Here is a 12821-nt window from a genome sequence, read left to right as displayed (position 1 = left end):
TCGGTTTAGCTTTATCCAAAATCGACCGATACCAATTATATTTAGAAAACTTATTTAACACTTTAAAACTCTTTATGGTAATTAACTGACCATGTCTCAAGTCGAAACTGAAAACAAAATACTCCTGCCTATAAATATGGTTGGCAAATGGAGCATTAATCTCCTTAATGAAGCGGGAGCAATGTTCATTTTCCTCATGCACGGCCTGCTGCATATTTTCAGTTCACTTGGAATTTTCAATAAATCAGTAAAGGAACTCTACTTCATCGGAGTCAAGTCCATTACTGTTATTTCGTTGATCGGGCTTTTCACCGGTATGGTTGTCGGTCTCCAAACCCAATACGCCCTATCCAAGTTCGGTTCTGAAGGTTTTCTCGGAGCGGCAGTGGCTCTTTCACTGGTTCGTGAACTCGGACCTGTACTCACAGCCATAATGCTTACCGGAAGGGCTGGATCGTCCATGACGGCTGAAATCGGGGTCATGCGCATCTCAGAACAGATTGATGCCCTAGAACTCATGGACATCAACCCCATAAACTATCTGGTCAGCCCTAAGCTGGTCGCTTCCTTGATTTCATTCCCGATCCTGACAGCTTTCTTCGACCTTATCGGTATTATTGGCGGCTATATCAGCGGAGTAATACTGATGGGTGGCAACGCAGGCGTATACTGGCACCGTGTTCATACCGCTTTGGGCTGGGATGATATTTCCACCGGATTCAACAAATCGCTCGTATTCGCAGTTCTGGTCTGCACGGTTTGCTGCTTTCAGGGTTATTTCACCCACCACCGCAAAGACGGCAAAGGTCCCGAGGGCGTAAGCCAAGCAACAACAACCGCAGTAGTTATGTCCTGTGTACTGGTCCTTGTGGCCGACTACATCATAACTTCCTTGCTTCTCTAGAGGAACATGATGAACACCAAAGCACCGGATATCAGAATCGAGGACCTGACTATCGGCTACGGCGGTAATCCCGTAGTTTCCGATATCAATGCGACCCTGCCCGGCGGCGGGATATCCGTTATTCTCGGACGTTCAGGCTGTGGTAAATCAACCCTGCTTAAGAACATTCTCAAACTTAACACTCCCATGAGTGGTGCCGTATATCTCGGCAGGCATAATATTTACAAACTCAAACGCAAGGCCTTCCGTTGCCTGAAACAACGTATCGGCGTTCTCTTTCAGGACGGAGCGCTTCTGGGTGCACTGAATCTTTTTGATAACGTAGCCTTACCGCTACGCGAGCATACCAGACTCAAACAAGACGAAATCCATGACGTGGTCAAAGCCAAACTAAGTCTCGTGGGCCTTGAAAATTTCATGGAATATTACCCCAATGAACTGTCAGGGGGGATGCGCAAAAGGGCCGGTCTTGCCCGCGCCATGGTCATGGACCCGGATATCCTGTTCTGTGACGAACCCACTTCAGGACTCGACCCCATCAACTCGGCCGAGCTTGACGATTTGCTCATTGAACTCAAAGAAAGGTTTGATATGACTATTGTGGTGGTCAGCCATGATCTGGCCAGCATGCAGACAATTGCCGATTACGTTGTAGTTCTCGGTGAAGGTAAAACTCTTTTCAAAGGCCAGAAGGATGAACTTCTGGCAACGGAAGAACCTTATCTGCGTCAATTTCTGGATCGTGAAAGTGAGGAACGTGAAGCTCCGCGCCTGACTATGGCTCCTCTTGATCCTTCTGTTATGAAAATGGATTGCGCCAAATATATTGGCGATTTGAACAGCAATTAATTTGGAACGGACTCCGGCATGAAAAAATATCCCAAAGAAACAACAGTCGGCATATTTGTTTTTATCGGTCTACTCTGCATTGTTTACATGAGTATTAAGCTCGGTGATGTACATATGTTCTCAGACGACCATTACCATGTTACCGCCAGCTTTAACGATGTGACCGGGCTTCGGGTTAACTCCCCCGTTGAAATGATGGGCGTTCCTATCGGCTACGTAAGCAGTATTAATCTCGACATTGAAAAGCAGAAGGCTGTGCTGACTTTAAGCCTCGAAAAGCGCATCGAACTGACTGACGATGCTATTGCCTCAGTTAAAACCAGCGGTTTAATCGGGGATAAGTACATTAAAATAACTCCCGGCGGCGTTGGAGACCCCATTGAACCGGGCGGAGTTATAATTGAAACCGAGTCTGCAATTGATATTGAAGACTTGATCAGCAATTATGTTTTTGGCAAAGTCTAAAAAAAACAATTTAATAAATAATCGGTTCTCTAAAATGAAAAGAACATTATCCATATTCATTATCGTCTTACTCCTCAGCCTTTCTGCGGGAGCGGCCTTTGCAGCAGAAAACTCACCCATGGTCCGGTTGCGTTCCGGCATTCAGGGAGTCATAGCTATTCTTAATGACCCGGAACTCAAGGGAAATCCTGCAAAACAGGAAGAGATGACTCTCAAAATCCGCGAAACCATAAAGGATTTTTTTAATTTTGAAGAACTCTCCAAGCGCTCAATAGGACGCCCTTGGCTTAAGTTCAGCCCCGAAGAAAGAGAACGGTTTGTTGATCTTTTCACTGACGTGCTAGAGCAGACCTACCTTGGTCGTGTAGGAGAATATTCCGGTGAAAAGGTCGCATTTGACAAAGAGACTATTATTAAGGGAAAATACGCACAAGTAGACACCCGTTTGCTTACCGGCAAACAGGATATCCCTGTTTTTTATCGCATGAAGCTCACCAATGGTGAGTGGGATGTTTATGATGTAAAAATAGAAGGCGTAAGCCTGGTCAAGAACTACCGCACACAGTTTACCGGAATTCTTGACACAACAAATGATAAAACCTTCGAGGCCAGCAAGAAAGAACTTTTCAAGCGACTTGAAGATAAGTGCGCTGAACTTAAAGCGAACCCTAAAGCCTCAGCTGAAAACGGCATCAAATAACGGGAAATAACCATGACCAGGAACTATTCCACAACCATCCTCGCCTTTGTGGTTCTTACTATGATTCTTTTAACCTTTCCTTCACAGGTAAGGTCTGAAGACACTCAAGAGTCCATAGTGGTGGCTCAAGTAGGCTCCGGTGTGATCGGTGCCGTGAAAAATAATCCTGAGGAATACGCTGAAGATGAATTCAGCGAGGATATGTGGGGGGATTCTGAGCAGCACGAAGATGCATATGCTTCCGACCCGTGGCAGGGTTACAACCGTGCGATGTTCAAGTTCAACGATTACCTGTACTTCAACATCATGAAACCCGTTACTCAAGGCTACATTTGGCTGGTCCCGCTTAAGCCCAGAACATGGACCAACAACTTTTTCCAGAACATGCTTTACCCCGTACGCCTGACAAGCTGTCTGTTACAGGGTAAATTTTATACTGCCGGAGCTGAAACCTCCAAATTTGTAGCCAACTCAATCTTCGGGCTTGGCGGACTTGGTAATGTTGTAGGTGATGCACAATCAACCATGCCTCTCTACCTTGGTAACGAAGATATGGGACAGACCTTCGGTGTCTGGGGTATTCCCAACGGACCATACTTTGTACTGCCTTTCTTCGGCCCTTCCACAATTCGTGATTCAGTTGGACTTGGAATTGACACGTTTGTGCTCAACCCCTTCTGGTGGTTCGGCATTCCCTGGTACTACTCTGCATCTGCCGGAGCTTACGACCAGATCAACAAACTTTCATTCCACATCGGGGAATACGAATCCCTCAAGGAAGGCTCTATTGACCCCTACCTCGCTCTTAGGGATGCTTACCTGAGCTACAGAGGCAAGCAGGTCAATGACGCTAAGATAGACCCCAACAAGCCTAAACCGCAGATGACCACCAACCCGGATGCGGTACCAGAAAAGTAAGCACCGTGAAAATCGCTGTTATATCTGACACTCACCTTCGTGAACCCGATAAAAGGCTCACGGAGGTTTTTAATAAGTACCTTGCAAATGCGGATCTACTCCTGCATTGCGGTGATCTGACGACTTTTTCCATGTGGCAGTTCTTCTGTCAGCACCCAAATTTCCACGCGGCGCTGGGAAATTGTGATGAATGGACTCTCTCCGACTACCTTCAGCCGCTTGAGTCTGTAAACTTCCACGGACTGCGCATAGGCATCGCCCACGGCTGGGGGTCGCGTTCGCAGGTTTCACTCAATGTGGCCCAATCCTTCGGACCTGATTTTGATTTGGTCTGCTATGGACACACCCATATACAGGACTGGTCCATTGTTAGTGGAGTACAGATGCTTAATCCCGGCAGCCTGACCTCACCCCGAGATGAACGCCCGCCCTGTGTGGCTATTGTGGAAGTAGACGAAGAGCAGAACATGGAATGCTCATTCGTACCGGTAGATTAAAAAAGGCCGCAACATCCAACCAGATATTGCGGCCTTATTCTTTAAAAGAATATATTAATCAACTAAGCATACGGATCGGAAAGAAGCTTATACTCGCCTCCCTTCTCCTCAAGGATTCCTTTACCGGTCATCTCGGCAAGCACCCCCTGAAGCTTGTCGGTTTCGCCCGGAGCAAGCACCTTTCCACCTTCCGTTTCTAAATAAGACGGCGGCAAATAATCAGCCTTGCCTCGTCTGAAAAGTGCGATCAAAAACCTGTCAGTTAGTTTTTTTACTCCTGCCATTGCGAATCCTCCTTTTCCGTAACAATTAATTCAACATGAAATTGCGTAGCCCTGTAAAAAATATCTGGGCAGCGATGGATGCGACAACCAGCCCGGTCAAACGACTCATGATGTTCAGCCCTCTCCTTCCAAGGAGACGTTTGAGGCTTGAGGAGATAAATAACAGAATTCCTACCGTTAATACAGCCGCAACAAGCGCACAGCAGGCCAGGAACATATCTTTATATCCCTGCACGCCAGATCCCATGACCAACAAAGCCCCGATTGTTCCTGGGCCGACCACGATGGGAATGGCCAGAGGCACGACCGCAATGTCATCATCCTCATTACCGGCATCGAATTTTTTGCCTCCTCCATTGACCATATTCAAGGCAGAAAGGAAGAGGACAGCCCCTGCACCGATGCGGAAAGCATCAAGAGTGATACCGAACAGATCGAAAATATATCTGCCATACAGGTAAAGAATCACCGAGCTGACAATAACTGCCACAGTGACTTTTACAGCCGTTTTTTTACGTTCTGCCGGAGACATCTCCTGAGTCAGAGATAAAAATGCAGAAATAGCGAAAAACGGGGTCAGAACAAAAAACAGTTTTAAATAGGTTTGAAAGAATAATGCGAGCATGTTTTTGCACTCACTGTAAATTTTTATTGTTTTTGGATTGGATATACACCCATATGTTCGAAATTGATGCAGCTCTCTACACCTCATTGATTAGACAATCAATACTTTTCTACTCAAAATTAACCGAACTCTTGATCCGTAAGGCCTCCGCTATATAATCGTTTCTTAACATTTTCCTTTCTTTCCAGTTTTGAGGTGTGTTATAAGCTAGAATCAAGATACATATATTACACATAATAGCGCTATTTCCACATAGGGGAGGTTCTTATGTTGAAAAACATGAAACTGGCCATGAAATTAGGCCTGAGTTTTGGACTCATGATCATACTTACTATTGCTATGGTCTATGTCGGCCATAACGGCATGCAGGGAATTGAAGACAGGGTCGACAAGGCTGACGATGTCAACCGTATGGTCCGCACCATCCTTGAAACCCGCATGAGTGAAAAAAACTACATACTGCGTTCAGACGATACCTACCTGCAAAAACACAAGAAATTTTTAAGCACTCTTCGAGAACAAATAAAAGCCACAAATCAAAAATTTTCTCAAAAAGTAAACCATGATCAAATGAGTGAATTAGGACAGGCCATTGATAAGTATGAGGCCGCCTTTACGCGTTATGTTGGATTGGTAAAAAACAGGGTTGAAACAATGAAAATGATGCGCGCATATGCACGCACGGCCCTCTCTGAACTTGAAAAAGTCCGCTCTGAACAAAAAGAACAGCTGGAATCCATACTCATTGAAACGAAGCGCAAAATTGAAAGTGGCATACTCAGATCTCAATTCCAGAGTATTGGCTCTGTCTACAATTCCGGACAACAGAATATCACTGATAAACTTTCCAAAGCAGACGATGCTAACCGAGCTATCAAATGGTTCATTAATGCCCGGAAGAATGAAAAAGAATATATAATTTCATCCGACCCAAAATATCTGGAATTAGTCAAAACAGATATCATAAATATTGAAAATCTGACCGATAACCTGAAACAAAGATTTAAGAATCCTGCCAACATCGCTCAGATAGCTACAGTTCATAAATCCATTTCAAGTTACTATAGCAACTTTCAAAGCTACACCCAACTGATGGAACAGCAGGTTGATGCTGAAAAAGCTATGGTTGAAGCTGCAAGAGCGGCTGACGCACAGTGCCGTGCTGCAAGGGCAGACCAGAAATCCAAGATGCTGACTCAGATAGAGACCTCTACCACCATCCTTATCAGCGGCGCACTGATCGCCCTTTTCATTGGTATGCTGATAGCTTTTGTCCTCACCAAAGCCATTACCGGACCTATCCAGATGGGTGTCCGTTTTGCACAACGCATGGCCCAAGGAGATTTCACCCGCACTTTAGACATCAATCAGAAAGATGAAGTAGGTGTCCTCGCATCCGCCTTGAACAACATGGTCAACCGTCTTTCCATAGTTGTTGGAGAAGTGGGCAGTGCCAGTGAGAATGTAGCTTCAGGCAGTGAAGAACTCTCCGCCACTGCGGAATCCCTGTCTCAAGCCTCCACAGAACAGGCTGCCAACGTCGAAGAAGTATCCTCGTCCATGGAAGAGATGACTGCCAACATCAGGCAAAATGCTGAAAATGCTCAGCAGACTGAAAGCATTGCCGTGCAATCAGCACAGCAGGCAGAGAAAAGCGGTAAAGCAGTTACTCAAGCCGTTGATGCCATGAAAAATATCGCGGAGAAAATATCCATTATTGAAGAGATTGCCCGCCAGACCAACCTGCTGGCCCTTAACGCAGCGATTGAGGCTGCACGGGCAGGAGAACACGGCAAAGGATTTGCTGTAGTTGCCGCAGAAGTAAGGAAACTTGCAGAACGAAGCGGTGAAGCAGCCCGTGAAATCGGTGACCTTTCATCCAGCACGGTCGACGTGGCCGAAAAGGCAGGGGAAATGTTGACTCAACTGGTTCCGGATATCAAGCGTACCGCTGATCTGGTGCAGGAAATCACAGCCGGAAGCAGCGAGCAGCTTAGTGGAGCAGAACAAATCAACAAGGCTGTCCAGCAGCTTGATCAGGTTACCCAGCAGAATGCCTCGGCATCAGAAGAAATGGCCTCCACTTCCGAAGAGCTGTCCAGTCAGGCTGAAGAACTGCAACAGACTATGGGATTCTTCAGGGTTAACAACCATAAACACAATACTCCCCATGCCCTGCCTGCAGCTTCTGAAAAAAGACAGGCCCCGCAACCGGAGAGCGAGCCCTCTTCCGGGCTGGCACTGGATATGGTCAGCGATTATTCTGAAGATGAATTTGAGAAATTCTAAACAGCACCAACTCTAAAAAATAAGCCCCCCGTCACTATGTGTCGGGGGGGCTTTCATATTCGGATTAAGAACAGCTGCTATTTACCGCAGCACTTCTTGTATTTCTTACCACTACCGCAGGGGCAGGGATCATTGCGGCCCACTTTGGGCTCGCTGCGGCGTTTGGGCTTTTTCTTGGTCTCAGTATTTTCGGAATCGGAATACTCGAGATCGGACTTGCTTTCCTTGTGCTGGAACTCATCCTCGCGGACCTCAGTTTCGATGCGCAGGTGGCAAAGTGCACGAATTGTGTTTTCCTTGATACGGCCGAGCATATCGCGGAAGAGTTCAAAGCCTTCACGCTTGTACTCGTGTTTAGGATCTTTCTGGCCGTAACCGCGCAGGCCGATACCTTCACGCAGGTGGTCCATGTTCAGCAGGTGTTCCTTCCAGTTGCGGTCAAGAGATTCAAGCAGGAAGTAACGCTGAATTTCATGGTAATGTTCACCGGCACTCTCTTTGAGGGTGTCCAGAATATCGTTGACCCACTCTTCTGCCTGCTCACGGGTGGGCAGTGCTTCCTTGAATTCCTCGTTACGGTTTACACCGAAAAGTTCATCAAGGCGAACGCGAACCATTTCCTCGGTCTCTGCATCAAGAGGCTTGCCTTTGGCTTCTTCGACTGCATAGAAAGCATCGTCAAAAAGTTCTTCCACAAACTCTGCGGTCATTTCGCTCATGTCTTCAGAATTCATAACATCACGGCGCAGAGTATAGATAACCTCACGCTGCTGGTTCATGACGTTGTCATAATCCAGAAGCTGTTTACGAATTTCAAAGTTGTGACCTTCAACCTTCTTCTGAGAGTTCTCAATGGCTTTAGTAACCATACCGTTCTCAATAGGCTCGCCTTCTTCCATACCCAGTTTGTCCATGATCCCGGCTATGCGTTCGGAACCGAACAGACGCATCAGGTCATCATCAAGAGCAAGGTAGAAACGGGTGGAACCGGGGTCGCCCTGACGACCGGAACGACCACGCAACTGGTTATCGATACGGCGTGATTCATGACGCTCAGTACCGATAATGTGCAGACCGCCGCTTTCCAAAACACCTTCGCCGAGCTTAATATCAGTACCACGACCAGCCATGTTGGTAGCAATGGTTACATGGCCCTTGTGTCCGGCCTCGGCAACAATTTCAGCTTCCTGTTCATGGTGCTTCGCGTTGAGCACATTATGGGGAATTTTGCGTTGCTTGAGCAGGCTGGAAATGAGTTCTGATTTCTCAATTGAAACAGTACCCACCAGCACGGGCTGACCTTTCTTGTACTTGGTAGCAATATCATCGGCAATGGCGTTGTATTTTTCTCGCTGAGTCTTGTAGATGGAGTCAGGGAAATCTTTACGGATCATTGCGGTGTTAGTGGGAATTACGATTACTTCCAGATCGTAAATCTGAGCAAATTCAACAGACTCGGTATCCGCAGTACCGGTCATACCTGCCAGCTTGTTGTACATGCGGAAGTAGTTCTGGAAGGTAATGGAAGCGAGGGTCTGGTTCTCTGACTCGACCTTTACGCCCTCTTTTGCTTCAAGAGCCTGATGCAGACCGTCCGAAAAACGGCGGCCGGGCATGAGACGTCCGGTAAATTCATCAACAATTACCACCTGAGCGTCTTTTACGATATAATCTACATCGCGGGAGAAAAGGTGGTGGGCCTTGATGCCCTGCATGATATGGTGCTGGAAAGAAATATGCTGGGAATCATAGAGGTTGTCGATACCCAGAATCTGCTCGCATTTCATGACACCGTCATCGGTCATGGTGATGGAACGGCCTTTTTCATCAACCTCGAAATCCTCATCCCTCTTGAGCAGGGGGATCATAGAATTGACCCGACCATACATAGAAGTAGCGTCTTCGGAAGCACCGGAAATAATGAGCGGGGTACGGGCTTCATCAATAAGGATGGAGTCAACTTCATCGACAATGCAGTAGTTCAGTTCGCGCTGAACCAGCTGTTCCTTGTAGAACTTCATGTTGTCGCGCAGGTAGTCAAAACCGAACTCGTTGTTGGTACCGTAGGTAATATCACAGCCGTAAGCTTCCTGACGTTCTTCATCAGTCAAGCCGTGCACAACAACACCAACGGTAAGTCCGAGAAAATTGTAGAGTTTGCCCATCCATTCGGCATCACGCTTGGCGAGATAGTCGTTGACGGTGATCAGGTGCACACCTTTACCGGAAAGGGCATTGAGAACAGCAGGAAGGGTCGCCACAAGGGTTTTACCTTCACCTGTCTTCATCTCAGCGATACGGCCGCTATGCAGGACCATACCACCAACCATCTGTACGTCATAGTGACGCATTTCAAGGGAGCGTTTACCGGCTTCGCGGACAAGGGCGAACACTTCAACCAAGATATCGTCAAGGGAGGCGCCTGCGGCGACCTGTTCTTTATATTCAGCAATTTTCTGCGGGAACTGCTCATCTGTGAGCTTTTCCATTTCCGGCTCAAGGGCTGCGATCTGATCAATCTGCGGCTTCAGCTTTTTAATGAATCTTTCATTTCGTGAACCGAATAACTTGGAAACAATCAAATTAAACATCTAAATTCCTTTTTCCTAGCGCGGAATGGCCCGCTAATTATCGTCAATAAAAATAAACGGATGTTATTTAATAAGTACTTATTTCAAAATATCAAGCCAATGGGAGGCAAAATAATCATCTTTTGCAAGAGTGACAAGCTGAATCACACAAGCGGAACATCCGCTCAAAATATGCCCGCCCGGTTTCATGCCCGTTGTTAACCGGCCTAAAGAGTATTCGCCCACTTCTTTGGAAAGTTCCGGTGCTCCCAATTGCATAATTCCACCGAAACCGCAGCAAAGACCGTCCTGAACCGGACGTAGACGCTTCCCGGCGATAAGTTCAACCAATGTCCGGTCTGTATCATCTTCCGGGGCATGGCAGGGCTTATGATAAGCAACCTGCTCCGGTGCGTTGCCGAGTGCCTTGACTTCCGCATCCAACAACAAAGAAGATAACGGGGTCAAGCATTCCTGCCAGCTGGCGTACAACTCATCATCACCTGCAAAATCATCAAGAGTATACTCTTTCAACCCTTTCAGGCAGGTAGCGCAAAAAGTAATCAGTAACGGACAGCCCGCATCTTTCCATACTTTGATATTCTTCGCCCTTGCCCCTGATTGCCGATCCAGCAATCCGGCACTCCCATAAGAAGAACCACAACAACTGAATTCCCCGGATTCGGCCCTGATCAAGCCCATACCATCCATCAACCGCTCAGCCTTTGCCGCCCAATCCCTGCGGGCATAATGCCCCACGCAGCCTCTGAAAAGCACAACCTTGCGCTCTTCAAATTTAGCCTGCGGCACAAGTTCTGCCCAAGGCTCAGGGCTTTTAGCAAAAAGAGCCTGCATCCGTTTACGTGCCGAACCGAAAGGTTCCGGCAATACTTCAGGGGAAAATTTGGATAGAGCCGCAGCCATAGGCCAGAGCAAACCGGGATTTCGTAACCACAAATCCCAACAAGACTGCTTAAATCCCTTTGATTTTGCGCGCAGATCGGAAACCAAAGCCGGGCCTGACATATGCTGCGGACAATTCTTTTCGCAACGTCCACAAGCAAGACAGAGTGAAGCCAATGATTTAAAATCCTTTTCACTCAGCCCCTCACCCGCATCCTTACCCGAGCAGATGGATTCAAGAAAAAACTTGGCCCGCGGGGTCAGTTCTTCCCTTCCGGTAGCCTTGAACAGCGGGCAAACTTCAAGACATTTGCCGCATTGCACACAACTTTTTGGAGCAGCCATCAGACCACCTTCCCGGGATTCATGATATTCAGAGGATCAAAAGTATTCTTGATGCCTGCCATCAAACGCTGCTGGGTTTTATCCAATTGCATGTTGATATATTTGGCCTTGGTCAATCCGATGCCGTGTTCCCCGGAAAGGGTCCCGCCCAGATCAAGGGTCAGGCTGAAAATCCGTTGCTTGGCTTTCAGTGCTTTTTCCTGCTCTCCGGCAGACTTATCGTACATGGTGCTGACATGGATATTGCCGTCACCCAGATGCCCGAAGCAGAGCACAGTAACTCCAAGCTGTTCACCAATGGCATGGTAGCCCTTAATGGCCTCGGCAACTTTGCCTCGCGGCACAGCTACGTCCTCACCCTGCTTATCCGGTGCAAGATTGAATGCCGCAGGACTTATCACCCGGCGAAGTTCCCAAAGGCTTTCCTGATCAGCACCGCTGCCCTGCTCCGCAAATGTAACCGCAACGGTCCGCAAAGCATCCTCAATACGCGCAAGGTCAGTCTTAACCGACTCCGCAGAGCCATCAATTTTAAGCAGGAGTAAGCCGTCTGTCCCTTGGGGCCAAGGCACAGCGGAATGCATCTCCAAGGCCTTGATTGTATTGTGATCCATGAGTTCCATAGCCGTAGGCAGGATTCCGCAACCGAATACAGCCTCAGCTCCATTCAGGCATCCGTCTAAATCTTTGAAGCCCACCAATACAGATGCTGATGTTTCCGGCAAGGGCAACAACTTTACAGTCGCTTCAGTGACCAAGCCCAATGTTCCGGCAGAGCCGACCATGAGCCGTGTCAGGTCCAATCCGACTACATTTTTCTGGGTTCGTCCCCCGGTGCGGATGACTTCACCACCGGGCAGGACAACTTCTAGACCCAGCACATAATCGCGGGTGACTCCGTATTTTACGGCCCGCATGCCCCCCGCACAGGTGGAAATATTGCCGCCGATAGTAGAAATTTTCATGCTGGCCGGATCGGGCGGATAGAAAAGCCCTTGCGCTTCCACGGCCTTTTGCAAATCAGCTGTAATAACTCCCGGCTGGGTGACTGCCACAAAATCGCGCCCGTCAATATCCAGAATATCATTCATATCAAGCAGGGAGACCACAACTCCGTGGCGAACCGGAACACAGTTCCCTACTTTATTAGTCGCCCGAGCGCGGGGGTAGATAGGCACCCGCTCTGCCTGAGCCCACTTTAACAACTCCGCAACCTGCGCGGTTTCCTGCGGACGCACCAAAGCCAACGGCTTTGCGTGTCGCTGGCTGGCATCAACGCCGCAGGCCAGCAAAGTACCGTCGTCAAAACTCGATTCCCTGTCGGGGAAAAGGTTCCGCAAAAAATTCTTATGAGCTCGTGATAATTGATCAGGATATTGTTTCATACAATTTTAGCGTTGAAGAGGCGAAGCCCGAATAAAAGTTTTTGAAGAGTCCAGAGAAACTTTTTTCAAAAAGTTTCTTTGGCCCTC

Annotated in this window: 12 protein-coding genes; 7 read left to right on the top strand and 5 right to left on the bottom strand. The window is 47.8% G+C overall.

Features of this window, described 5'->3' with window-relative positions:
- Positions 1 to 91 precede the first annotated feature (91 nt).
- The 6 genes from ACNI23_RS16490 to ACNI23_RS16465 are packed head-to-tail and all read left to right on the top strand — an operon-like array spanning position 92 to position 4333.
- A complete protein-coding gene (locus ACNI23_RS16490; protein WP_420250336.1) occupies positions 92 to 904 on the top strand; it encodes an MlaE family ABC transporter permease in 813 nt (270 codons plus the stop codon).
- 6 nt (positions 905 to 910) lie between these two features.
- On the top strand, positions 911 to 1753 hold the full coding sequence (locus ACNI23_RS16485; protein WP_420250335.1) for an ABC transporter ATP-binding protein: 843 nt from the start codon (positions 911 to 913) through the stop codon (positions 1751 to 1753).
- 18 nt (positions 1754 to 1771) lie between these two features.
- Positions 1772 to 2218, top strand: a complete 447-nt coding sequence (gene mlaD, locus ACNI23_RS16480) for an outer membrane lipid asymmetry maintenance protein MlaD (protein WP_420250334.1) — start codon at positions 1772 to 1774, stop codon at positions 2216 to 2218.
- Between the two features lie 34 nt (positions 2219 to 2252).
- Entirely contained in the window at positions 2253 to 2918 is a 666-nt protein-coding gene (locus ACNI23_RS16475; protein WP_420250333.1) for a Tgt2/MlaC family protein, read from the top strand.
- 12 nt (positions 2919 to 2930) lie between these two features.
- Positions 2931 to 3836 (top strand): MlaA family lipoprotein, encoded by a 906-nt coding sequence (locus ACNI23_RS16470; RefSeq protein ID WP_420250332.1) that lies wholly within the window; start codon positions 2931 to 2933, stop codon positions 3834 to 3836.
- Positions 3837 to 3841: 5 nt separating this feature from the next.
- Positions 3842 to 4333 (top strand): metallophosphoesterase family protein, encoded by a 492-nt coding sequence (locus ACNI23_RS16465; protein WP_012765810.1) that lies wholly within the window; start codon positions 3842 to 3844, stop codon positions 4331 to 4333.
- A 62-nt stretch (positions 4334 to 4395) separates the two neighbouring features.
- On the opposite strand, the gene ACNI23_RS16460 is transcribed toward ACNI23_RS16465, so the two are convergent.
- Entirely contained in the window at positions 4396 to 4617 is a 222-nt protein-coding gene (locus ACNI23_RS16460; protein WP_420250331.1) for a hypothetical protein, read from the bottom strand.
- 25 nt (positions 4618 to 4642) lie between these two features.
- A complete protein-coding gene (locus ACNI23_RS16455; RefSeq protein ID WP_420250330.1) occupies positions 4643 to 5242 on the bottom strand; it encodes a MarC family protein in 600 nt (199 codons plus the stop codon).
- A 267-nt stretch (positions 5243 to 5509) separates the two neighbouring features.
- On the opposite strand from ACNI23_RS16455, the gene ACNI23_RS16450 reads away from it, so the two are divergent.
- On the top strand, positions 5510 to 7531 hold the full coding sequence (locus tag ACNI23_RS16450; RefSeq protein ID WP_420250329.1) for a HAMP domain-containing methyl-accepting chemotaxis protein: 2022 nt from the start codon (positions 5510 to 5512) through the stop codon (positions 7529 to 7531).
- 77 nt (positions 7532 to 7608) lie between these two features.
- Here the strand turns inward: ACNI23_RS16450 and secA are convergent, their stop codons facing one another.
- The 3 genes from secA to ACNI23_RS16435 all read right to left on the bottom strand — a co-directional run bounded on the left by secA (position 7609) and on the right by ACNI23_RS16435 (position 12734).
- Positions 7609 to 10122, bottom strand: coding sequence for a preprotein translocase subunit SecA (gene secA / locus ACNI23_RS16445; protein WP_420250328.1), 2514 nt, complete (start codon positions 10120 to 10122; stop codon positions 7609 to 7611).
- A 78-nt stretch (positions 10123 to 10200) separates the two neighbouring features.
- Complete coding sequence (locus tag ACNI23_RS16440) at positions 10201 to 11349, bottom strand: (Fe-S)-binding protein (protein WP_420250327.1); 1149 nt, start codon at positions 11347 to 11349, stop codon at positions 10201 to 10203.
- Entirely contained in the window at positions 11349 to 12734 is a 1386-nt protein-coding gene (locus ACNI23_RS16435) for an FAD-binding oxidoreductase (RefSeq protein WP_420250326.1), read from the bottom strand. Before ACNI23_RS16435 ends, ACNI23_RS16440 begins: the two co-directional genes overlap by 1 nt.
- Positions 12735 to 12821: the final 87 nt, after the last annotated feature.

It is taken from the genome of Maridesulfovibrio pacificus (SeqCode), from assembly GCF_048612815.1.
Classification (GTDB): Bacteria; Desulfobacterota; Desulfovibrionia; order Desulfovibrionales; family Desulfovibrionaceae; genus Maridesulfovibrio; species Maridesulfovibrio pacificus.
This window is presented reverse-complemented; position numbering and strand designations above follow the sequence as displayed.

What these genes read in the sequence shown, in the direction of transcription:
- ACNI23_RS16490 (WP_420250336.1), top strand. Translation starts at nt 92, where the DNA reads ATGTCTCAAGTCGAAACTGAAAACAAAATACTCCTGCCTATAAATATG.
- ACNI23_RS16485 (WP_420250335.1), top strand. Translation starts at nt 911, where the DNA reads ATGATGAACACCAAAGCACCGGATATCAGAATCGAGGACCTGACTATC.
- mlaD (WP_420250334.1), top strand. Translation starts at nt 1,772, where the DNA reads ATGAAAAAATATCCCAAAGAAACAACAGTCGGCATATTTGTTTTTATC.
- ACNI23_RS16475 (WP_420250333.1), top strand. Translation starts at nt 2,253, where the DNA reads ATGAAAAGAACATTATCCATATTCATTATCGTCTTACTCCTCAGCCTT.
- ACNI23_RS16470 (WP_420250332.1), top strand. Translation starts at nt 2,931, where the DNA reads ATGACCAGGAACTATTCCACAACCATCCTCGCCTTTGTGGTTCTTACT.
- ACNI23_RS16460 (WP_420250331.1), bottom strand. Translation starts at nt 4,617, where the DNA reads ATGGCAGGAGTAAAAAAACTAACTGACAGGTTTTTGATCGCACTTTTC.
- ACNI23_RS16455 (WP_420250330.1), bottom strand. Translation starts at nt 5,242, where the DNA reads ATGCTCGCATTATTCTTTCAAACCTATTTAAAACTGTTTTTTGTTCTG.
- ACNI23_RS16450 (WP_420250329.1), top strand. Translation starts at nt 5,510, where the DNA reads ATGTTGAAAAACATGAAACTGGCCATGAAATTAGGCCTGAGTTTTGGA.
- secA (WP_420250328.1), bottom strand. Translation starts at nt 10,122, where the DNA reads ATGTTTAATTTGATTGTTTCCAAGTTATTCGGTTCACGAAATGAAAGA.
- ACNI23_RS16440 (WP_420250327.1), bottom strand. Translation starts at nt 11,349, where the DNA reads ATGGCTGCTCCAAAAAGTTGTGTGCAATGCGGCAAATGTCTTGAAGTT.
- ACNI23_RS16435 (WP_420250326.1), bottom strand. Translation starts at nt 12,734, where the DNA reads ATGAAACAATATCCTGATCAATTATCACGAGCTCATAAGAATTTTTTG.